We start from the raw sequence: 21,486 nt of genomic DNA, 5'->3' as shown, positions 1-21,486 counted from the left end.
TGCTCGATGCGGATCTCGCACGACATCCGCGCGGAAGCGCAGAAGGAAGGGCTCGCGGCCATGGCTGCGAAGTACCGGGACGGCGGCGATCTCTACATGCCCGTCGACAGCACCCCCGAGCGCACGGACACGCCATGAAGGTGCTCATTCGCGGCGCTGGCGTCGCCGGATTGACGCTCGCGCACGAGCTGGCAACGCGCGACGCCGATGTGACCGTGGTCGAGAAACGCCTCGAGATCGCCGGCAATGCCTCCTGGCAGGCCGGCGGCATGCTTGCGCCCTGGTGCGAGCGCGAGAACGCCGAAGAGACCGTGCTGACGCTCGGACGCGGCGCAGCCGACTGGTGGGACGCCGCCTTGCCCGGTCATGTCGCGCGCCGCGGCACGCTGGTGCTGGCTCCTGCCCGCGATGCCGGCGAACTCGACCGCTTCGGCCGCCGAACGTCCGGCTTCAGGCATTTGGACGCCAGCCAAATCGCGGCACTCGAGCCGGCGCTCGAGAGCCGGTTTGGGCGCGGGCTGTTCTTCGCTGAGGAAGCGCATCTCGACCCCCGCAAGGCGCTGCTTTTCCTGCGCGACAAGCTGCGCGGGATGGGCGCGCGCGTCGAGTTCGGCCGCAGCTCGGCGCCCGCATCTCAGGATATTGAGGTGGACTGCACCGGCAGCGGTGACAGGCGACCGGAACTGCGCGGCGTGCGCGGCGAGATGCTCATCCTGCGAACGCACGAGATCTCGCTGACCCGCCCGGTGCGGCTGCTGCATCCGCGCATCTCCGTCTATGTCGTGCCCCGCGCGGAAAACCTGTTCATGGTCGGCGCGACGATGGTCGAATGCGATGCCGAAGGCCCGATCACCGCGCGCTCGACCATGGAGCTGCTCGGCGCCGCCTATGCGTTGCATCCGGCCTTCGGCGAAGCCGAGCTGGTCGAAACCGGCGTCGGCGTGCGTCCCGCATTCGTCGACAACTTGCCTCGCGTCGAGCGCGACGGGAGGAATATTCGCATCAACGGCCTCTACCGCCACGGCTTCCTACTCGCGCCGGCCATGGCGCGGCAGGCAGCCGACCTCATCCTGGGAAATCCTGCCGCAAAGGAGTTTGCCCTTGAAGCTCATTGTTAACGGTCAAGCCCATGAAGTCGCGGCAGAAACGCTTGCCGCGCTGCTCAGCGAACTTGACTTCCAGGGCAGCTGGCTCGCCACGGCGAGGAACGGCGATGTCGTGCCTGCCAAGGAACGGGACCGCTGCCGGCTCACCGATGGCGACCGCGTCGAAATCCTCTCGCCGATGAAGGGAGGCTGATCCCATGCTCGAGTTCTATGGACAGAAACTCGCGTCTCGCCTTCTGCTGGGCACCGCGCTTTACCCCTCGCCTGCCGTCATGGCGGAGGCGGTGAAAGCGTCCGGCACGGAGATCGTCACCGTGTCGCTCCGTCGCGAAACATCGGGCGGCAAAGCCGGCGGCCAGTTCTGGTCGCTGGTCCAGTCGCTCGGCGTTCGCGTGCTGCCCAACACCGCCGGCTGCAACTCGGTGAGCGAAGCGGTCACCACGGCGCGGATGGCGCGCGAGGTGTTCGGCACTGACTGGATCAAGCTCGAAGTGATCGGCAACCACGATACGCTGCAGCCCGACGTATTCGGATTGGTGGAAGCCGCAAGGATCCTTGCCTCTGAAGGCTTCGAGGTGTTTCCCTACACGACCGACGACCTCATCGTTGCCGAGCGCCTGCTCGACGCCGGCTGCAGGCTCTTGATGCCCTGGTGCGCGCCGATCGGCTCCGCACGCGGGCCGCAGAACCCCGATGCGCTGCGAAGCCTGCGCGGCCATTTCCCCGGCATTCCGCTGATTGTCGATGCTGGCATCGGCCGGCCCTCGCATGCCGCGGCCGTGATGGAGCTCGGCTACGACGCGGTGCTGCTCAACACCGCCGTCGCCAGGGCCGGCGATCCCGTTGCCATGGCGGCGGCCTTCGGCAAGGCGGTCGAGGCCGGCCGCGAGGCCTATTGCGCCGGCCTGCTCGAGCCGCGCGACATGGCCGTTCCCTCCACCCCCGTCATCGGCATGGCAGCATTCTCATGAAGCTCGATCCGTTTTACCTGATCGTCCATTCCGCCGCTTGGATCGCACGTCTGGTGCCGCTCGGCGTGAAGCTGGTGCAGCTGCGCACTAAGGACCAGGACGAAGCTTCGCTGCGCCGAGAAATTCGCGCCTCGAAGGCAGTCTGTGACAGCCACGGCTGCCAGCTCATCGTCAACGATTACTGGCGTGTTGCGATCGAGGAAAATTGCGATTTCGTTCACCTCGGCCAGGAAGATCTGGCGGAGGCTGATGTGAAGGCGATCCGCAGGGCGGGCGTGAGGCTGGGCCTCAGCACCCACGACGGCGCCGAACTCGAAACAGCGCTCCAAGCCGAGCCGGACTATGTCGCGCTCGGACCGATCTACCCGACCATTCTCAAGGCGATGAAATGGGCTCCGCAGGGGCTGGACCGCATCGCCGCCTGGAAGCAGCGCTTAGGCGATATTCCGCTTGTGGCCATCGGCGGGCTCACCGTCGAGCGCGTTGCCGGTGTCTTCGCCCACGGCGCCCAAAGTGCGGCGGTCGTCACCGACATCGCCCGCAACACGCACCCCGAGGCGCGGACAGCTGAATGGCTGGCGGCGACAGCCCAATGGCGTTGACGCCGCATGTGCTGATCGTCGCCGGCTGCGATTCAAGTGGCGGCGCGGGAACAGCCCGAGACGTCGAGACCGTATGCGCCTTTGGACTGCGCAGTTGCCTCGCCGTCACGGCCGTGACCGTCCAGACGCACTCGGCCGTCGAACACATCGAGCAGATGCCGCCGCAGCTTATCGCCGCCCAGATGCGCGCTGCCTTTGCTGCCAATCCGGTCGCAGCGGTCAAGATCGGCATGCTGGGGACCGCGGCAGCCATTGAGGCGGTCGGCTCTGTCCTGGCGGCCCCTCCGAAGGTGCCGGTGGTCCTCGACCCTGTGCTTGCCTCGACCTCGGGACGCGGGTTGCTGGAGGACGATGCCGTCGACGTGTTGCGCCGTGATCTGATGCCGCTCTGCCGGCTCGTGACCCCCAACCTGATCGAGCTCGCAAGGTTGGTGGGAGCAGACCCTGCGAAGGACGAAGAAGGCGCGTGCGTTCAAGGCGAGGACCTGTTGGCGAGGGTGCGGACCGCCGTGCTCGTCAAGGGCGGGCACGCGCACGGAGATCAAGCGAATGACGTTCTCATGCAGCCGGACCGTCGCGCAGTTCGGGTCGAAGCGCCTCGCGTCCATCGGGGGATGCGTGGCACCGGCTGCGTGCTGTCCAGCGCCATCGCAGCATCGTTAGCTCAAGGTCTGCCGTTGGAGGCGGCGGTACGGGGCGCCAAGACCTATGTTCTTGAACTCCTTCGTGGGGCGCGATGACGTTGAACGGGCGAGCGCAATGCGCATCTTGACCGATTCCCAGGAGGTCAGAGGCGCATGCCCTCCAGGTCCGAGCCGGCGATCTAACAAACCTTGGAGGTCAATGGCATCAACTCGTTACCGTCTGCTATTCACCTCGCTTCATAAGATGCTACCCCAACAATCTGGAGCAGCGGGCGGAAGCGAGCGGTAACAAGTGGCGGCCCCGAGTTTGGCCTCCAGCATGGGCATGCAGCGCCAGTGTAGGCTTGTGTCGTCCGGGCAATGGTGGTTAGTCACTCGATGGTGCTGCGCCTCCAACTTGACGGGAGCAAACGCGGGGATCGCCTTTTGCCCAGCCCGTCAACGGGCCCGGAAGTTTCTGGCCTCGCTCAATTTTCGGCAACGAAATCAAAGGTTATGGTGGTGCTGGCAGTCACCTGCGAACCGGTCTCTGTCCCATTTTCCCTGTTAGGTGCTGAAAAACAGCGAATTTTTCGGTAATTTTCGCCTCGCGCGGGAATTCGAACGTGAAATCCTTGCGCAGTTTCAATGCTCTGGCGGAGAATTCCCTACCGGCATATCAGGGAAATGAACTCAGCCTAACAGGGAACAGTGCTGGCGTCGGGGGCCAGAACTGTGCACCCTTGCTTGCCTTTGAGCAGCGTTGCGACTGGGGTGTCGCAACCCCACCAAATCCCCCGTGATATCCAAAAATGCAACGCACCTTCACCAGACAAGAACTGTACGACCTCGTTTGGTCGACACCGATCGTGACTCTGGCCTAACGCTTCCAGAAGGCAGATCGAGGGACTGGCGAAGATTTGTGCTGCTGTGGTCGATGCCTTCCCGATCCAACACCCAGTTCTGCGGATCAGGGCCGATCAGGCGGAGCGTTTCGCGGGCGTGGAAATCTGAATCGGAGGGCAACGCCATTTTAGTTCCGGCTGAAGCTCAAGCGTTGCGCGCCAGACTCCACCCTGGTAGGCAAACAGTCCAGAACGCCTGCTTTAATTGCTCCGCAGCTTTTTTTCACTTGCATCCGATCTCAATCGGGAGCGCTTTCAGATTGGCCTGCAAAAAGGGGCAGGCCGAGAACGGGCGGTACTTTCTGGACGTTGAGTCCCGCCAAAAAGTACCGCCGGCTTGATCTGCTGCCCCTCACATCGCTTGCACGGGGTCAGAAAAATCATTGACTATGGGGCAGTCGGAGGCTTTCGTTAATGATGATACTCCGCTTGTCTTGTTCGCAGTTTTGATCGAAGCAGAGCTGGGTTCCTAGGGAAGGGTGGCCGGATGTTCAGTCCGCGACATAGCCTGCCAATTCATCAGCCGTCCCCTGCGGAAAGGCTTCTTTCAAGTAGTCGAGGAACGCTGACACGCGGGGGCTGAGCAAACGCCTCGAGGGATAAAGGGCCCAAAGCGCCGTCTCGGGCCCTGACACATCCCCCCAATGCACTAGCCTGCCGGCAGCCAAATCGCCGCTGGCAAGCGACAACGGGAGGCGCGCGGCGCCGAGCCCCATGCGCACCGCATCCCGGACCATGACGAACGACGCCAGGCTGAGCACTGGCTTGGCGTCAATCGTCGACTTGCCGGACGAGGTCGTGACTTGCCAGGCTTCGGACTCGTTCAACGAGCCTCGACTGATCGCGGGAACAGGACGCCCAGAGGCTGGGGGCGTCAGGTGCGGACTGGCCACCACCACCAGCCGATCGCGCAGGAACACTCGCCCAACAAGGGTGGCATCCGGCTTCTGATTGACCCGGATGACGAGGTCGTAGGCTTCTTCGATCATGTCCACCGCCCTGTCTTCCGTGGTGATCTCCAACCGAACCTCCGGATATCTAAGGACGAAGCCGGCCGCGAGCTTTCCGACCGCGGTCTGAGAAAAGAGCAGTGGCGCGCTGATGCGTAGCCGACCACGCGGGCTACGGCCGCCCGAAGCGATCGCTTTCGCCGTCTCATCAAGTTCTGTGAGCAGAAAGCCCGTTCGTTCAAACAGGGCTCGTCCCTCCTCCGTGAGCTTGAGCGTCCGCGCACCACGTTCGAAGAGGCGCAGATCAAGACTTGCCTCGAGATCGGCCACGCGTCTGGAAAGGGTGGCCTTTGGCCGGCCGGCGGCGCGCGAGGCCTTTCCGAACCCGCCGTGGCGGGCCACCAAGTTGAAGTCGGCAAGAGCGAGAATATCCACGATCTTGTTCTTTCTGTTCCATCTATGAGACGACCTGTCCAAACATACCATCTATCGGGATGTATGTGGATCACTCATTTTGAGCGTGCCTTTTAACTCAAAACAGAAAGTGAATCCCAATGACCATACTTGTTACAGGTGCCACCGGCCGCGTCGGCCGCCATGTCGTCGACCAACTCCTTCAGCGCGGCGCGACGGTGCGTGTGCTAACCCGTGACCCGGCGAAAGCCAGCTTTCCGACCGGTGTGGACGTCGCCAAGGGTGATCTCCTCGACGTCGATGCGCTGCGCAGCGCCTTCAAAGACGTGAGCACCCTCTTCCTACTCAATGCCGTCACAGGTGACGAATTTGCCCAGGCGATCATCGCACTCAACGTTGCTCGCGAAGCGGGCGTCGACCATGTCGTCTATCTCTCGGTGTTCGAAGCCGATCGGGCGGTGAACGTCCCGCACTTCGCCGTGAAGTTCGGCGCCGAGCGCATGCTGGTGCAGATGGACTTCAGCGCCACCATCTTGCGTCCGACCTACTTCATCGACAACGAGTCGATGGTAAAGGACGTCATTATGGAGCACGGCGTCTATCCGATGCCGATTGGCAGCAAGGGCGTAGCCATGGTCGACGCCCGTGACATCGCCGAAGTAGCCGCGATCGAGCTGATCCGCCGCGACTCCGCGCCCGGCAAGCTGCCGGTCGAGACCATCAACGTGGTGGGGCCCGACACGCTGACCGGCCCCCACGTGGCCAGGATCTGGTCGGACCTTCTGGGTCGCCCGGTGGTCTATGGCGGCGACGATCCCGGCGCGTTCGAGCAGAACATGGCGAGCTTCATGCCAAAATGGACGGCCTACGAGATGCGCCTGATGGCCGAGCGCTATGTCAGCGACGGCATGATCCCGGAGGCCTGTGACGTTGTACGGCTGACCAGTATTTTGGGCCGCCCCCTGCACACCTATCGCGACTTTGCGGCCAGGATAGCGAGCGCGGCCTAAGGCCGCCAACCAGCCGCCAAGATCTTTGGCATAGACTTAGGGGGGAGGTCCGAATCTGATATCGTTGGCTGGAGCGATAACGTCCGTCTCGTCCTGGAAGCGGAAGGGTGGTGCGGCGGACCGAAGGTCTCCTCCGCGGCCACCAAGGCCTCCTGGCCAGGTGCCTGTACAGTGGCAACCGGACTCAAATGGCCAAGCTCGTTTCTACGCGACCGCCTTGGAGCGCTCGGGGATAAAAAGCCTGATGAGGAAGAGGCTCAATACCGTGCTGACGGCGAGGATGTAGACGACCAACGCGCTGATCGAGGGCGAGAACCCAAGACGCATCATGCCCCAAAGCCGAACCGGGAAAGTACTTTGGCCACCGGTCAGAAGCAAAGTGACCATGGTCTCGTCGAACGATAGCGCAAAGCACAGGACGAATGACGCCATCAGTGCCGGTCTGAGGTTAGGTAGCACGACCCACCAGAAGGTCTGAAGCCGGCTGGCGCCCAGATCGAGCGACGCCTCGACCAGTGAAGGACCCATTTCACGCAGCCGCGTCACGATGGTCCGATAGGCGATCGCCAGCAAGATCGTGACATGGCCGATCAAGACAGTCAGAAGCGACCTCGGGACGTCCGCCTCCCGGAAGGAAATCAGGAGCGCGAGCCCTGTGATGATAGGAGGCATTACAAACGGGAGGAAGATCAGGAACTCAATGAACTTTCTGCCCAAGCCGAATCCCGGTGCGCAGTAAAGAGCAAGTCCGGTGCTGATCGCCAGCGCAATCGTGGAAGCGACAAGCCCGACGATCAGGGTCAATTTCAGCGCATCGACAATATCGCCATTGATGCTCTCAAACGCCACGACGGAGACCTGATCCCACTGGAATACGCCACCGCGGATCGGCACGAACGCGGTAACGATGGCCATGAGAATCGGGCCGTAAAGGACGGCCAAGATTAGTGCGGTTACGACGCAAAGGAAGACGACCGTGGAGCGTGCTGGCTTCAAAATGTCACCTTTCCAGGTGGACGGATGCGGGTGGCCAATGCCAACGCCACCGTGACGATCATCATCATGAAGGTCGAGAGCGCGGCACCGAACGGCCAATTGAAGCCGAGACCAAACTGACTGAAGATGATGCGACCGAGTGTAAATCCGTTCGGCCCGCCAACCAGTTCCGGGGTGATGAAATCACCGATCGCCAGCACAAACGTGAATGTCAACGAGACTGCCACTCCCGACAGGCTCAATGGAAAGATCACCGTCCAGAAGATGCGCGGGCGGCTTGCGCCCAGGTCGGCGGCCGCTTCGACCAGACTTGCCGGGATGCGATCAAGGGACAGGAAAATCGGAAAAACCGCAAACGGCAGCAATACGGAGGTCAGTGTCAGGAAGACCCCGTAGTAGCTTAGCGTGAAGAATTCGAGCGGTTGGGAGACAAGGCCCGAAGCCGTCAGGAAATGGTTGATGACGCCATTGGTGCCAAGAAGATTGCGCACCGTGTAGATCTTGATGACGTAACTCATCAGCAAGGGCACAGCAAATGCCACCATCAGCAGAGAGCGCCGCGTCGGGCCAAGAACCTTCATCAGATACGCAGCCGGAAAGCCGATCAGCGTGCAGACAAGGGCTGTAGCGACCCCTATAACGAGGGTCCGCCCAATGACCATACGGACGGTCGAGTCCGCGAAAATTCGAACGTAGTTCGACAGGTTGAAGTCAATAACGACAGTGGAGGCCTCGACGCGCCCGAAGCTGACGACGAAAAAAATACAAAACGGCCCTAGGATCAGGATGATCGGCAAGACATAGGCGATGACGACAAGGCTGTTGATGAGCCGGGCCTCGCCGGTGGATCCCAGCTGCGGGGTCTTCGTGGAGTTCACTTGCGGATGACCCACGTCTCTTGTCCCTTCCACGAGACTGTCACGCCGGCGCCGATTTCAAGCGGAGCAGCCAACTGGCTGCTGAGCTGTTTAACGTGCAGGGTCGCACCGGGCGACTTCGCCGCTTCAACTTCTAAAAGCGACATAGGCCCGACGAAGGAGACTGATTTGACATATGCCGCGGGTGCCGATCCGTTTGCCCCGGCAAGCTCTACGTTCTCTGGCCTCACAGCGAGTGTCACCGTGTCGCCGGCATTGAACTGCATGCCCTGATCGCCCCGGGCCACGGCCGTTCCAAATGGCGTCTCCACAGCGACCCCGTCGCGGTTGATGGTGCTCACCTTAGCTTCAACAAGATTGTTGTCGCCGAAGAAATCCGCGACATAGCGATTGCAAGGGCGATAATAGACCTCTTCCGGCTGGCCGACCTGCACAACCTCGCCATGATCCATGACGCAAATGCGATCGGCCAGACTGATGGCCTCTTCCTGATCGTGAGTGATGAACAGGAATGAGGTTTGGATCTCACGCTGGATTGACTTGAGAAAGGTCTGCATCTGGTGGCGAAGGCCGGCGTCCAACGCGGCGAGCGGTTCGTCCAACAGGACCAGTCGCGGCTTGCAAATGAGGGCGCGCGCCAGGGCCACCCGTTGCCGTTGTCCGCCGGACATCTGCGCTGGATAGCGCAGCCCAAGCTGGCCGAGGCCCACCAGATCGAGCGTCTGCGCAACCAGCTTCTTGATCTCGTCGGACGGCAACCCTTTGACCCGGAGCCCATAGCCGACATTCGCGGCCACCGTCATGTGCGGGAAAAGTGCATAGTCCTGGAAGACGGTGTTGAACGGTCTGCGATTGACCGGAATGCCATTGATCCGGGTTCCGTTCAGGAGAATGTCGCCGCTCGTTGGTTCGACAAATCCGCCAATCATGCGAAGGATAGTGGTTTTGCCGGACCCCGATGGGCCGACCACCACGAGAAACTCGTTCTGGCCGATCTCAAGGTTGACATTGCGCAGGACCGTCTGGCTGCCATAGGTCTTGCCGATATCTCTCATCTCAATAAGAGGCAGGTCGGTCATGAGCATTTCCCATTAGCCGGTTGGGCTGTTCCACCCATTCTTATAGCGGATTGCGAGTAAGCGATGCCGCCACCGTCAGGGACCGCACCTACACCAAGTTGCATGCAGAACGCAATACCGGTAATTCGCTTCAGTTGTTCCCATTTCTGTCTTACAGCGCATTCGCGCCGACCCGGACGCAGTTGCCTCATCTCATCCTCGGCGTCGACAATGTTCTGTCTCAGCACCTTAATTAGCGCGCGTTTGGCGCTTGCTACTCCCATTCGTTTTCGTCGGATCGACCGGCCGTTCACAAAAATTTGCAACATCGGCAGATGATTCCGCGATTCAAAAAAACCGCCGGGACCTCTTGACTCCACTCATTGCCGATTGCACGCTGCATGCACTACGGTTTGCGCCCTGAAAAATGCCTGCCCCATCGACGAGGGAGCCGCGGAGCCGGAGTAAAGGCAGGCCGCCGAGTTGGAGCACCTTCGACAACGGAACGTCATAATCGACAGGGACCAGACCAGCTCGAACCAAACCCGGCTAAACTCAAATGATCAACGATGCCGGAACCATTCCAGAGGAGATGAGAATGTACAAAAAGCTATTTGGCGAAATTGGAAAGCTGCTGGCGGTATCGTCTGTTCTTGCGCTTGCCGTTGCCGGCCCGGCCATGGCCGGAGGCAAGCTGCGGATCCTGACGTGGGATGGCTACGCCGACAAGGACTGGGTCGCGCAATTCGAGAAAGACAATGATGCGACCGTCGAAGTGGTTTTTGCCGGATCTAACGACGAGATGTGGGCCAAGATCCAGGGTAGCCAAGGCAAGGATTTCGACATCTTTGCGACAGCTGCAGCTGGTATGCAGAGATACTATGAGGCAGGCCTCCTCCAGCCGATCGATCTGTCGAAGATCCCAAATCATGCCGGGCAGTTGCCTCAGTTCCAGGATCTTTCCAAGATTGCCGGCGCGGTTCACGACGGGAAGACCTATCTTATTCCCTATGCCTTCAGCCCGATGACGCTCATCTATGACCCCGCAAAGGTAAATCCGGCGCCCACCTCGTGGTCGGTGATGTGGGATCCTCAGTACAAGGGTAAGGTATTGCTCTATGACGACGGCGAAAGCGCGTTCGCTACAGCGGCAATCATGAACGGCGTGCAGACGCCCTTTCATCTGACCGACCAGCAATTCAAGGATGCCATGCCGAAGCTGGTAGACCTGAAGCATAATTCCGCGAGCTTCTACACGTTCGTTCAGGATTCAGTTCAGTTGGCGCAGAACAATGATGCGCCCATCATTTTCGGCGCTTACGCGGATCAGCAGATCAAGGCGCTTGCTGCTGGCGGCCTGAATTATAAGCAGGCCTATCCGAAAGAAGGTGTCATCGCCTGGGTGGATACGTGGGCGGTCACCAGCGGAGCCAAGGGCGATTCCTACGACCTAGCCTTGAAGTGGATCAACTTCGTGATCAGCAAGAAGATTGCCGCAGAGCTGACCGAAAAATCCGGCTACGCCAATTCGGTCACGTCAACCGATACCATACCAGCGGGAACCAAGATCTTCTGGATGCAGCCGGATGAAGATCCAACCAAGCGCACTGATCTTTGGAACCAGGTCAAGGCGACGCCATGACATCGGCCGGCCGTGTCATGTGATGCCGTCGGGCTTCCTCGAGTAATAACTTGCCGCCGTAGCAAAGGGTCCGACATCGATGACAAGAGTAAGGCGAATTCTATGCTGCGGCGACAGCAACACCCATGGCTCGGCTCCCGCCAGGAGTTGGTACGACAGTCAGCGGTTCGACGAGACCGCACGCTGGACAGGCGTTCTGACGGAAGCCTTGGGTAAGGGCTTCCGCGTAATCGAAGAGGGCCTTCCCGGTCGAACAACAACTCTCGACGATCCTATCGAAGGCGCCTCGCGCAACGGGTTGACCTACCTCAAGCCCTGCGTCGATAGCCACCGTCCGTTGGACACAATCGTGGTGATGCTCGGTTCCAACGATCTGAAGACACGCTTCAGCCTTACTTCGGAAGACATTGCTCGAGGTTTGGTCGCGCTGATCGAGCTGATCTTGTCCGGCAAATCGGGTCCCGCAGGAACCGATCCCCGCATTTTGGTCATCGCTCCCGCCCCTATCGAGGAAGTCGGGTTTCTCGGCGAGATCTTTTCCGGCGGAGCCGTCAAATCGGGCCAGCTTGCTGAAAAATACAAAGCCGTCGCAGCCCATTTTGGCGCCGAATATCTCAATGCCGCAGAGTTCATTAAGGTGAGCCCGGTGGATGGTATCCACCTGGACCTCCATGATCATGCCGTCCTTGGAAAAGCGATAGCCGGCAAATTGCTGACAATGTTTGGCATGGGGAAGGAACTCTAGTCCCCGTTGCGAAAATGACGGGAGCCGATCAGCCACCTCGGTGATTTGCTGAATTGAGTTTGGGGACTGCGCCGTACCTGGCTTGAGCGGTAGGAAGGTGCTTCACTACGTCGCCCGGCAAAGGGTCAGCCAAACCGCCGCGCGCGCTAGGCAAATACCGACCGGCGCTAAAGCTGGATCGGCCCACGAAACGTCGGCAGAATGCGAACATGTGCTCGATTGCTTTCAGGGCTCAAGTCATGGATTTTCCGCGCTTGCTTGGTTAGATTTGTAAGACAACTGGAGAATCACGCGGATTTTGCGAATGGCTGCTCCAAACGATGAGCGCATCAAGCTGTCGAAGCGCGTCTATGATGGCTTGCGTCGCCAGATCGACGAGGGTGAGTGGCGCGAAGGCACCCGCATGCCTACCGAGACCGAACTGGCAGCAAGCTTTGGCGTTTCACGCCCCGTCGTGCGCGAGGCCCTGGTGCAGCTGCGCAGCGAGGGGATAATCGACTCCCGCCGCGGTTCAGGCAGCGTGGTCATAGCCGCCAACGGGGCACCAAGGCGCAGTTACAGCCCTATCGAGAATGTTGCAGACCTCATCAGCGCGTTCGAGTTCCGATTGACGATTGAATGCGATGCTGCGGCATTCAGCGCGTTGCGAGGCAAGCCGCAGGATCTGGCTGACATCATCTCGGCGCATGAGAAGTTCAAAAGCGATCTGAGCGAGAGTGATTTCGGCGATCTTGACCTGGCATTCCACATCGCGATCGCCAAGGGCACTGGGAACAAACTCTTCGAAGCGACGCTATCGATGCTCAATCCCCAGATACTTTTGGGTATGCGCCTGGTGGGCGAATTTTCGCTGATCGGCAGCACCACTAGAGCCCAGACCGTTTATCGCGAGCACGCCTTGATCGTCGATGCAATCAAGTCGGGTGACGCGCAGGCCGCTTTTGACGCGATGCGGAGCCATCTGCTTCAGTCGCGCCATCGTATCCTTGGCTTTGACGTCCCACCGAATTGGCAAAGGCTGGGGCCGGTCAACACCAGCACGTCAGCTTCTTGACGGCCATTCTTCTACCTGCAAGCTAGAATGGTGTCGGCGTAAGAAAAAATGGCTGGCAGACCGCCTGTATGGATGAACACCACGCGGTCCTTCGCCGTCAGAAGGCCAGCCCTTATATCGGCAAGCAAGCCGGAGAACCCTTTTCCCGAATACACCGGGTCGACAAGGATACCCTCGGTTCGGGCGAGCAAGGCAGACGCCTCTTGAGCATCAGCCGAGGGAAGGCCGTAGCCATCGCCCACCCAATCGGTGGAGTTGCTGATTTCTTCCACCGGCACCGACAAATCGAACCCGAGGATACGCGCCGCCGCCTCACACTGACCGGCAATCGCGGAAGGGAATTCGTAGGCCTCGTTGCGGCTGTCCATCGGGTTGATGCCGCGGATTTGAGTCGGGTGCCCAAGCAGCATTGCCGCCGCCTGCAAGCCGGCCTGCGTGCTTCCCTGAGAGGTCGCATAGATGTGAGTGGGCAGCGCTTCGCCCAGCGCTTCGAACTGAGCAGATATCTCCAGATACGCGTTGACATAGGCGACCGCCGCCAAGCTCAGCGCGGATTCCGATCCCATGCCGAGGATAGTTGGGTTTCGGCCTTCGCGTTTCAGCCTGGCCGCCATATCCTGCTTGGCCCGCTTCACCGAAGCCGTCGCGTCCACGGGCACGATCTTTGCACCAAAAAGCCTGGATATAAGCTGATTGCCTTGAACTTGATCGTAGTGGGCGTCCTTACGAGGCATCAGGATACAGTCGAGACCAAGCCGCGCGGCAGCTGCGGCGAGTTGGCGCGATTGATTTGATTGGGATGCGGCACCCTGGATCACCACGTCGACACCGCGACTAACCGCGTCGCCGAGGATGAATTCATGTTGCCGAACCTTGTTGCCGCCAAAGGCAACACCGGTGCAGTCATCCCTCTTGATCCAGATCCTTGGCCCCTCAAGCCGCTTTGTAAGCTTGGGGCAGTAGTCGATGGGCGTCGGAAGATGCGCCAGCCGCGCACGCGGGAGCGCTTCGAGCGCAGAGCTGAGTTCGGCCTGTGAAACATTCGTCATTCGGATTGGATCCTTTGGATGATGCTCCCGGCGCGATCCGCGTACGCGAAGCGGTCAGATTTCGATCACTCGACCTGTTGCGGCCGCGGTCCGGGCGGCAAGTGCAAATCGAAGCGAAGCTAAACCGTCCTCACCGGCTACAAGCGGCCGGCCAACACCCCTGACGGCATCGGCAAAGGCCGCTATCACACGGGGGTAGGCGTTTTCATGCTCGACGGGGATATCTTGGCGCTTTCCTTGCACGCTTAGCTCCAGCCTTCCGCCGGGCCGCTGCAACAGCACGTCATCGGCAAAAACCGAGGCCTTGGTGCCGTGCAACTCAAGGGTTGTGCGCGCATGCTCGATCGCGAAGCTCTCCGTGATCTGCGCTGTGAGGCCAGATGCCGTTTGAGCTATCGTGGCTACGCCATCTTCAATCCCGTCGGCAGAGATGCCGTTGTTGGAAGTAAAAGCAGCAACGCGCACAAATTTCTCACCCAGTATAAAGTGCAGGGTATCGGCGTCATGAACGGTTAGGTCAAAGAAGACACCTGCTCCGGCCGAAGTGCTTTCGGTGCGCCATCCGCGATTGTCCTGGGGCAGCAGAACACCGAACATGGCTCGAACCGCGACGAGGTCGCCGAGCACGCCACTTTCGACAAGTTCACGTAGCTTGCGGTGGCTATTCATGCCGCGCAAATGATGGTTGATCGCCAAGACAAGATTTCTATCTTTAGCCAACGAAACCATTTCCCGCGCATCTTCCTCGGTCATGGCCATCGGTTTCTCACCCAAGACATGCTTGCCCGCACTGAGTGCCGCCATGGCGCAAGGGGCATGCTTTTCGTTGGTGTTGGAGATGTAGACCGCATCGACGCCGGCGGAGAGCAGATCCTCGAGCGACCCGCAGGAAAGCGGTATGTCATTGGCCCGGGCATATTCGCTCACACGCGCCGGGTTGCCGCCCTGGACGGCAACCACTTCGTTTCCTGGCGTCGCTCTGATCGCGGGGATGATCCACTCGGCGGCTATGCGGCTTGCGCCAACGAGTCCCCATCGAAGTTGCTTTGTCACTGCGCGGATTCCTGATGAACGAGGATGGATGCCAGCCGGTCGCCTAAGCGCATGGTTTGGGCTGCTATCGTGAATGCGAGGTCGACTGCCCTGGACGGCGGAAAGAAGGATCGATCAGCGGCATGCGGCCTTTGGACTTCGCGCGCTTTGCGCATGCTGAATTCGGGGACAAAACGCAGGGGCGGGCGAGCTCGCTCGGTTGCGCGTTGAAGCCAGGCGCCTGTAGTGCAGATCGCTTGGGCAGATGCCGATGGGCACCCGGTGCGGCGCATGATTTGCCACCATGGTGACAGGGCGACGGATGCGTCTCCGGGCCGGAAGCCTGCCACGCAGATGTTTGGATCCAGGCTCATTGAAGGCGCTCGCCGGACTCGCTGTCGAAGATGCTTATGCGAGACGTATCGACGCGCAGCCGCGCCCTGCCGCTTTGGCTCACATGCCCTGCCCGCAGCAGGGCCAGCTGTTCCACGCCGGAATGCTGAAACAAAATGACATCGTCTGATCCCGTCGGCTCAATCAGATTGACGTCGACGTCCATGTCTACGGTCTTCTCGCTGGTGGCGTTGCCCTCCGCCAGGCCATAGTGCTCCGGCCGGATTCCCACCGTGACCCTGCGGCCATCCTGGCGCAAAGCCGGAGCGAATTCCTGCGGGGCCGGCAGGATTGTCCCTGACCTCTCCAGCACCACCCTGCCCCCCTTGCTCACCGCCGGCAAAAGGTTGATGCGCGGGCTGCCAATGAATGTTGCGACAAAGAGATTGGCAGGTCGATTGTAGACCTCGCCTGGTGTTCCAAGTTGCTGAACGACACCCTTGTCCAGGATGGCGATCCGGTTTGCCAGCGTCATCGCCTCGATCTGGTCATGTGTCACGTAGACGGTGGTTCGACCCATCCGATGGTGCAGCTTCTTCAGCTCGGTCCGCATTTCGACACGAAGAAGAGCGTCGAGGTTCGATAGTGGCTCGTCGAAAAGGAAAAGGCTTGGCTCTCGCACCAATGCGCGGCCAATTGCTACCCGCTGCCGCTGCCCGCCAGACAGTTGTCCCGGCTTTCGATCCAGCAAATGGCTGATCTGAAGCAAGTTGGCGACGTCCGAAACCGCCTTGTCACGTTCCGGCTTTGGCAGTTTTCGCATTTCCAGCGGAAAAGCGATATTTTGCCTGACGGTCATCGAGGGATAGAGCGCATAGGACTGGAACACCATCGCGATATCGCGGTGCTGACAGGGGACTTCGTTGAGGACGCGCTCGCCAAGCCGGATTTCGCCGGCGTTGATCCTATGAAGGCCGGCGATCGCGTGGAGCAACGTCGACTTGCCACAGCCCGATGGTCCGAGAAGAACGAGAAACTCGCCGGATGCGACGTCGATGTTGATGTTTTTCAACACGCACAGGTTGGGGCCGTAATATTTGTAAACGCTATCGATGGACAACGAAGACATAGGCTAAACCTCTAACAGGGCGCCGGATCGGGCGCCGACCGAAATCGCACTGGAAAAAGCAGGCTGGGTGCACAGATTTGCGATCGAGCAAGCGCCATGTCCGAGCGATCGCGGTCGGCAACGGCGCAGGCACGGCGGACGAAGGGACCGCTTCATTTCTGCCCCCTTCGGATCGACGGTCCGGTGCCAAGTGTCGGTTGCCAATCACTTGCGATCTCGAAGCCCAGAATCCTGCGTCGTGAGTTCATGAGATGCCGACCCATCGCCGACTGGGCTTGGTCGGCATCTCGGGCCTGAACGGCATCGACGATCATCTCGTGTTCTTCGAATATCGCCTCGGAGCGGGTTGCCGCTTGTTGTTGAGAGAATTCTCCGACCAGCCGCATCCCGAAGACGATCTGCATGCGCAGCATGCTGAGCGTGGTTTCATACATTGCGTTTCGACTTGCTCGGGACAGTGCGAGATGGAACCCGAAATCGGCATCGCCGAAGGTCTCCTCGTTCGACTGGTTCCTGACGACGGCGGAGGCGATGCGAATTTCCTCCAACTCCTCGTCGGTCCGCCTCAGCGCCGCGAAAGCAGCCACATCGCATTCCACGGAGAATCGAAATTCAAACGCCTGGATGAGGTCGGCTATGTTCTCGATCGGCCTGTAGCCACCCGAGTCCAGGCCATTTTTGCCGATCACAAAGTTCCCGGAGCCTTTGCGCGCTCCGATCATGCCCTCCATTCTGAGCCTGATCAAAGCCTCCCGCACGACGGGCCGCGAGACGCCATAGCTCTTCGCAAGCTCGGTCTCAGGAGGGATTCGTGTGCCCTCCGGCCACTCACCGCCTTCGACGAATTGCCGAAGAGCGCCATAGACCTGGTCTGCCAGTTTGAGCTTCATCGCTCTGCCGGGACTTGGGATTTGCACATATTTGTAATATGTCAGCTAATTTGTTTTACAGCAAGCTATTTTTATGGCAAATGTCCGACATCTTTGGAATAAGTCCAGCAACTTACCCCATTTGCGAATCTTCGCGGTGCTCATCGGACGCACCGCCCACCCCACAGGAGGAGCGACAACAATGACAGGTGCCTTTACCTACAACGGATACGAGATTCCGGCGTACCAACCACCCGCTTATGGTTACACTTCAGTTCTGGTGCATGACGGCCAGGCCTGGGTCAGCGGCAATGTGCCAAAGACCGGCGACAAGGATCTCTACCCGGGGAAGGTCGGATCGGACGTCACGCTCGAACAGGCAAAGGAAGCGGCTGAACTGGCAATGCGCAACGCGCTTGCCTCTCTCGCGCATGCCGTCGGCGGTCTGGACAATGTCGTCCAGATACTGAAGATCACTGTTTTTGTGGCGTCGGCGCCGGGATTCAATCTCCAGCCGCGCGTGGCCGACGCTGCAACCCTTTTGCTGCGTCAGGTGCTTGGCGGACGCGGCAATCACGCGCGCTCTGCCGTTGGCGTTGCCGAACTGCCGCGCAACTCCAGCGTCGAAATCGAACTTGTCGCTGCCGTCAGGTAGGCGCGTGATCCGGATACTTTTGCTGCATCTGTCGAGCGACCGTGTGCTGCTGCGGCAACTTGCGCCCTTTCACCGCATCGGCGCCACGCTCGCCGATCATGATTGACGGAGCATTGGTGTTGCCAGAGACCAGCGTGGGCATGATCGAGGCGTCGATGACGCGCAGTCCGTCGATGCCGCGTACCTTGAGGTCGGTGTCCACGACGGCCCTTTCGTCGGAACCCATCTTGCAGGTCCCGGCAGGATGAAAGTCGGTCTTGCTCCATTCTCGAACATAGGCACGCAGATCCTCCTCGCTCGTTCTTTGCGCGCCGGGCAAGTGTTCGGCCTTGTAGATCTTGGCGAAGGCGGGCTGTGACAGGATTTCACGAGCAATCTTGAACCCGTTGACGGCATGCGCCCAATCGCGCGCATGCGTCATGTATTTAGGATCAATGATCGGCTCGGCCGCCGGATCAGCAGAGGCCAGCATCACCTCTCCGCGGCTTTCGGGTCGAAGATAGGCGGTGTTGAGGGTCATTCCGTGGCCCTTGACCTGCACGCGACCATGATCGATGACGTAGGCGGGAAGGAAGTGCATCTGGATGTCTGGCCAATCGGTGTTCCCTTCAGTCGATACGAAGCCCCCGCCCTCGCAGACATTCGACGTGAGCGGGCCAGTGCCGAAGGCCAGGAATTGCAGCGTGTGCCAAGCGGCCATAGGACCCTTGTCGTGGCCGTTATAGGATACCGGTTCCTTGAGGCTGGCACAGCAATAGACGTCCAGATGATCCTGCAAATTCTTGCCGACGCCTGGCAGGTCATGAACCGCTCTCACGCCCGCGCGCTTGAGTTCGGCGGCTGGTCCGACCCCTGAAAGAAGCAGGATTTTCGGAGAATTGATTGCGCCCGCGCACAGTATGACTTCGGATCGGGCCTCGATCCGGCTTGTCTGTCCCTTTATTGCGACCTCGATGCCTGTCGCGCGGCCGTTCTCCACGAACACCCGAAGCACGCGAGCCTCGGTCTGCACGGTAAGGTTCTTGCGATTGGCATTGGGATAGATAAAGGCCTGCGCGGCGCTCGAGCGACGCGCCGCGCGCTGAGTGACCTGATAATAACCGACCCCGTGTTGTTGAGCGCCGTTGAAATCGGTGTTGTAGGGGTAGCCAGCCTGTTGCGCGGCGCGGATATAGACCCGCGTCAGGTCGATCGGCGAACGCTGGTCAGACACGCCAAGCGGCCCGCCCTGACCATGGTAATCGTCAAGATATCGCTCATTGTCCTCGGATTTGCGGAAATAGGGCAACAGATCATCATAGCCCCATCCCTCGTTGCCGAGGTCGCGCCACTGATCGTAGTCGCGACGGTTGCCGCGGATGTAGACCATAGAGTTGACCGAGGACCCCCCACCCAGAACCTTGCCCTGCGGGAAAAGCATGCGCCTGTTGTTGAGAGCCGGCTGCGGAACCGTTTGCCACTCGTAGCGAAACTTCGGGCCTTGGAGTTTGGCGTAGCCCGCTGGCCAGCGGACCAGCGGACCGTCGTTCTTCTTGCCGAACTCGACAAGAAGCACGCGTGAGCCGGCATCCTCGCTCAGGCGCGAGGCCACGACGCAGCCGGCCGATCCGCCGCCGACAACGATAAAGTCATATTCCTTGTCCATCCTCACCTCCCCCTCAGATGGCCTTGCCGATCCAACGCGGCTGATATCCGCCGCTGCGCAATTGGACAGTTTTGATGTCCATGAACTCTTCGCATCCGACGCGACCAACCTCGCGTCCGATCCCGCTCGCGCCGAGGCCGCCAAAGGGTAGTTCAGCGGGCCCGTCGAGATAGGTATTGACCCAAACGGTTCCCGCCTCCAGCTCCCGCGCAGCCTTCAGCGCCGCGGCTGTGTCGCGCGTCCATATGCCGGCCGACAAGCCGTAGTCGGTGCCGTTGGCGATGGCGAACGCCTCGTCTAGCGTCTCGAAGCTCTGGATAGTGCAGACTGGACCGAATATTTCCTCCTGGGCAATCCGCATGCTGGATGCGACCTCGGTGAAAACGGTCGGGTCGATGTAGCGCCCTCCGGCCTCTTCCCGACACGTGCCGCCAAGGGCGAGCGTCGCGCCTTCGGCCTTGCCGATCTCGATGTAGCCTAGAATCTTGCGATACTGCGCTTCGCTGATGATCGGTCCCATCAGCACATCGTCGCGCAGTGTGTCGCCGACGCGGATGGACCTTGCGGCCTCGATGAACTTTCTCGTGAAATCCTTGGCGATGCCGTTCTGAAGCAGGATGCGACCGCCTTGATTGCACGATTGCCCGGCGTTGAGAAAGGCTCCATGCAAGGCGGCGTCGAGCGCGGCTCCCAGATCGGCATCATTCATCACGATATGGGCGTTCTTGCCGCCTAGCTCGAGCGAAACCTTCTTCAACATCCGAGCGCCGATTTCCATGGCGTGTTTGCCCACCGCGGTCGATCCGGTAAAGGAGATCATTCGCGTAAGGGGGTGCTTGAGCAAAGCCTCCCCGGTTAGTCGACCGCTGCCCGTCACGATGTTGCACACCCCATCTGGCAGGCCCGCCTGCTTGAGGATAGGGCCCAAGAGCAGCGTCGTGGCGGAGGTCAGTTCCGATGGCTTCACGACAGCCGCACAGCCGGCTGCAAGGGCAAACGGCAGCTTCTGGCTGACGATCAAGAACGGAAAGTTCCAGGGCGTTACGATTGCGGCCACGCCGACCGGCGCGCGCAGTGTCAAGGCCAAATAGTCCTTACCCAAGCCACCAAAGCTGTCACCTGTGAGAGACCTGGCCTGCGTTGCGGCAAATTCCCACAGCATGGCCGAGCGCTCGATCTCGAGCCTCGCCTGCTTGTGCGGCTTGCCGCTTTCGGCCATTTCGAACCAGGCAAGTTCATCCACATTTTCGCGAATAAGACCGGCGGTTCGCATCAACACGTTGGAGCGTTGCTCCCCGCTCGACAGGCGCCATCCGGCCTCGAAGGCAGCGTGAGCGCGCACACAGGCCTGATCGACCAAGCCTTCCCCTGCCTCATGCAACAGCGAAACCCGCGTGCCGTTGGCCGGGTTGACCGACATAATCTGCGCGCCCTGTCTGAACGACCACGCGCCGTCGATCCAGCTTCCAAATTGTCTGACCGCTTTCGGCGGAATAAAACCAGAAGTCATCCCAAATCCCAGCGTTCCTGTCTGCGTCGCCTTGGCCTAAGTTGTCGAAGCGCGCCTAAACTCCGCCCAAGCGGCAACAAAATTACATATTTGTCAACCTCTTTTCGACGGTCACATATTCCAAAAATCAACTGAATGTAAACGGTCGGCCGCACGTTTCATGGGCTCGCAATTGCTAAAAAGGCAGCAAAACCCGCTGTGGGCCGGCCCCGTCGGGCCCGGGCAAGGGACAAGCGCGTCAGTCTGCATGCAAGATTGATTGACAATTAATCAGAAAACTTACAAATATGGAAACTGCCTGCCGATAATG

At 60.2% G+C, this 21,486-nt stretch carries 20 protein-coding genes; 10 read left to right on the top strand and 10 right to left on the bottom strand.

Annotated elements, in window-relative coordinates; all coding sequences use genetic code 11:
• Positions 1 to 134: 134 nt before the first annotated feature.
• The 5 genes from thiO to CK222_RS29295 are packed head-to-tail and all read left to right on the top strand — an operon-like array spanning position 135 to position 3,419.
• Positions 135 to 1,118 carry a glycine oxidase ThiO gene (gene thiO, locus CK222_RS29315; protein WP_095802717.1) on the top strand — a complete coding sequence of 328 codons (984 nt, stop codon included), beginning with the start codon at positions 135 to 137 and terminating at the stop codon, positions 1,116 to 1,118.
• Positions 1,102 to 1,299, top strand: coding sequence for a sulfur carrier protein ThiS (thiS, locus tag CK222_RS29310; protein WP_095802716.1), 198 nt, complete (start codon positions 1,102 to 1,104; stop codon positions 1,297 to 1,299). The genes thiO and thiS overlap by 17 nt, the downstream gene beginning before the upstream one ends.
• Before the next feature lie 4 nt (positions 1,300 to 1,303).
• Complete coding sequence (locus CK222_RS29305) at positions 1,304 to 2,077, top strand: thiazole synthase (protein ID WP_095802715.1); 774 nt, start codon at positions 1,304 to 1,306, stop codon at positions 2,075 to 2,077.
• Entirely contained in the window at positions 2,074 to 2,679 is a 606-nt protein-coding gene (locus CK222_RS29300; RefSeq protein ID WP_095802714.1) for a thiamine phosphate synthase, read from the top strand. The genes CK222_RS29305 and CK222_RS29300 overlap by 4 nt, the downstream gene beginning before the upstream one ends.
• On the top strand, positions 2,670 to 3,419 hold the full coding sequence (locus CK222_RS29295) for a hydroxymethylpyrimidine/phosphomethylpyrimidine kinase (protein ID WP_095802719.1): 750 nt from the start codon (positions 2,670 to 2,672) through the stop codon (positions 3,417 to 3,419). The genes CK222_RS29300 and CK222_RS29295 overlap by 10 nt, the downstream gene beginning before the upstream one ends.
• Positions 3,420 to 4,698: 1,279 nt before the next feature.
• On the opposite strand, the gene CK222_RS29285 is transcribed toward CK222_RS29295, so the two are convergent.
• Entirely contained in the window at positions 4,699 to 5,592 is an 894-nt protein-coding gene (locus CK222_RS29285) for a LysR family transcriptional regulator (RefSeq protein ID WP_095802718.1), read from the bottom strand.
• Positions 5,593 to 5,711: 119 nt separating this feature from the next.
• Here CK222_RS29285 and CK222_RS29280 point away from each other — a divergent pair, with 119 nt between their 5' ends.
• On the top strand, positions 5,712 to 6,581 hold the full coding sequence (locus tag CK222_RS29280) for an NmrA/HSCARG family protein (protein WP_067320441.1): 870 nt from the start codon (positions 5,712 to 5,714) through the stop codon (positions 6,579 to 6,581).
• 204 nt (positions 6,582 to 6,785) lie between these two features.
• On the opposite strand, the gene CK222_RS29275 is transcribed toward CK222_RS29280, so the two are convergent.
• From CK222_RS29275 to CK222_RS29265, 3 genes are all read right to left on the bottom strand, one after another.
• A complete protein-coding gene (locus tag CK222_RS29275; RefSeq protein WP_082953728.1) occupies positions 6,786 to 7,496 on the bottom strand; it encodes an ABC transporter permease in 711 nt (236 codons plus the stop codon).
• Between the two features lie 77 nt (positions 7,497 to 7,573).
• A complete protein-coding gene (locus tag CK222_RS29270) occupies positions 7,574 to 8,455 on the bottom strand; it encodes an ABC transporter permease (RefSeq protein WP_082953713.1) in 882 nt (293 codons plus the stop codon).
• Positions 8,452 to 9,534: an ABC transporter ATP-binding protein gene (locus CK222_RS29265; protein WP_067320728.1), complete on the bottom strand. Its 1,083-nt coding sequence runs from the start codon at positions 9,532 to 9,534 to the stop codon at positions 8,452 to 8,454. The genes CK222_RS29270 and CK222_RS29265 overlap by 4 nt, the downstream gene beginning before the upstream one ends.
• Positions 9,535 to 10,072: 538 nt before the next feature.
• Between CK222_RS29265 and CK222_RS29260 the strand changes: the two genes are divergently transcribed.
• The 3 genes from CK222_RS29260 to CK222_RS29250 all read left to right on the top strand — a co-directional run bounded on the left by CK222_RS29260 (position 10,073) and on the right by CK222_RS29250 (position 12,954).
• Positions 10,073 to 11,155: an extracellular solute-binding protein gene (locus CK222_RS29260; protein WP_082953711.1), complete on the top strand. Its 1,083-nt coding sequence runs from the start codon at positions 10,073 to 10,075 to the stop codon at positions 11,153 to 11,155.
• A 79-nt stretch (positions 11,156 to 11,234) separates the two neighbouring features.
• Positions 11,235 to 11,900, top strand: coding sequence for an SGNH/GDSL hydrolase family protein (locus CK222_RS29255; protein ID WP_095802713.1), 666 nt, complete (start codon positions 11,235 to 11,237; stop codon positions 11,898 to 11,900).
• Positions 11,901 to 12,204: 304 nt separating this feature from the next.
• Positions 12,205 to 12,954, top strand: a complete 750-nt coding sequence (locus CK222_RS29250; protein ID WP_095802712.1) for a FadR/GntR family transcriptional regulator — start codon at positions 12,205 to 12,207, stop codon at positions 12,952 to 12,954.
• An 11-nt stretch (positions 12,955 to 12,965) separates the two neighbouring features.
• On the opposite strand, the gene CK222_RS29245 is transcribed toward CK222_RS29250, so the two are convergent.
• From CK222_RS29245 to CK222_RS29230, 4 genes are all read right to left on the bottom strand, one after another.
• The gene (locus tag CK222_RS29245) at positions 12,966 to 14,003 is read right to left on the bottom strand and encodes a pyridoxal-phosphate dependent enzyme (RefSeq protein WP_067320429.1); all 1,038 of its coding nucleotides are present in this window, start codon (positions 14,001 to 14,003) and stop codon (positions 12,966 to 12,968) included.
• 54 nt (positions 14,004 to 14,057) lie between these two features.
• Entirely contained in the window at positions 14,058 to 15,056 is a 999-nt protein-coding gene (locus CK222_RS29240; RefSeq protein ID WP_067320422.1) for a Gfo/Idh/MocA family oxidoreductase, read from the bottom strand.
• Positions 15,057 to 15,405: 349 nt separating this feature from the next.
• Positions 15,406 to 16,497: an ABC transporter ATP-binding protein gene (locus CK222_RS29235; protein WP_067320419.1), complete on the bottom strand. Its 1,092-nt coding sequence runs from the start codon at positions 16,495 to 16,497 to the stop codon at positions 15,406 to 15,408.
• A gap of 152 nt (positions 16,498 to 16,649) precedes the next feature.
• On the bottom strand, positions 16,650 to 17,387 hold the full coding sequence (locus CK222_RS29230) for a FadR/GntR family transcriptional regulator (RefSeq protein WP_095802711.1): 738 nt from the start codon (positions 17,385 to 17,387) through the stop codon (positions 16,650 to 16,652).
• A gap of 73 nt (positions 17,388 to 17,460) precedes the next feature.
• Here CK222_RS29230 and CK222_RS29225 point away from each other — a divergent pair, with 73 nt between their 5' ends.
• Positions 17,461 to 18,021 carry a RidA family protein gene (locus CK222_RS29225; RefSeq protein WP_210201952.1) on the top strand — a complete coding sequence of 187 codons (561 nt, stop codon included), beginning with the start codon at positions 17,461 to 17,463 and terminating at the stop codon, positions 18,019 to 18,021.
• Here the strand turns inward: CK222_RS29225 and CK222_RS29220 are convergent.
• Together CK222_RS29220 and CK222_RS29215 are read right to left on the bottom strand one after the other, a co-directional pair.
• Entirely contained in the window at positions 18,014 to 19,666 is a 1,653-nt protein-coding gene (locus CK222_RS29220; RefSeq protein WP_095802709.1) for a choline dehydrogenase, read from the bottom strand. The two genes, CK222_RS29225 and CK222_RS29220, sit on opposite strands and share 8 nt — an antisense overlap.
• A gap of 13 nt (positions 19,667 to 19,679) precedes the next feature.
• The gene (locus CK222_RS29215) at positions 19,680 to 21,176 is read right to left on the bottom strand and encodes an aldehyde dehydrogenase family protein (protein ID WP_095802708.1); all 1,497 of its coding nucleotides are present in this window, start codon (positions 21,174 to 21,176) and stop codon (positions 19,680 to 19,682) included.
• Positions 21,177 to 21,486: the final 310 nt, after the last annotated feature.

The sequence above is a fragment of the Mesorhizobium sp. WSM3866 genome (assembly GCF_002294795.1).
Lineage (GTDB): Bacteria > Pseudomonadota > Alphaproteobacteria > Rhizobiales > Rhizobiaceae > Mesorhizobium.
This window is presented reverse-complemented; position numbering and strand designations above follow the sequence as displayed.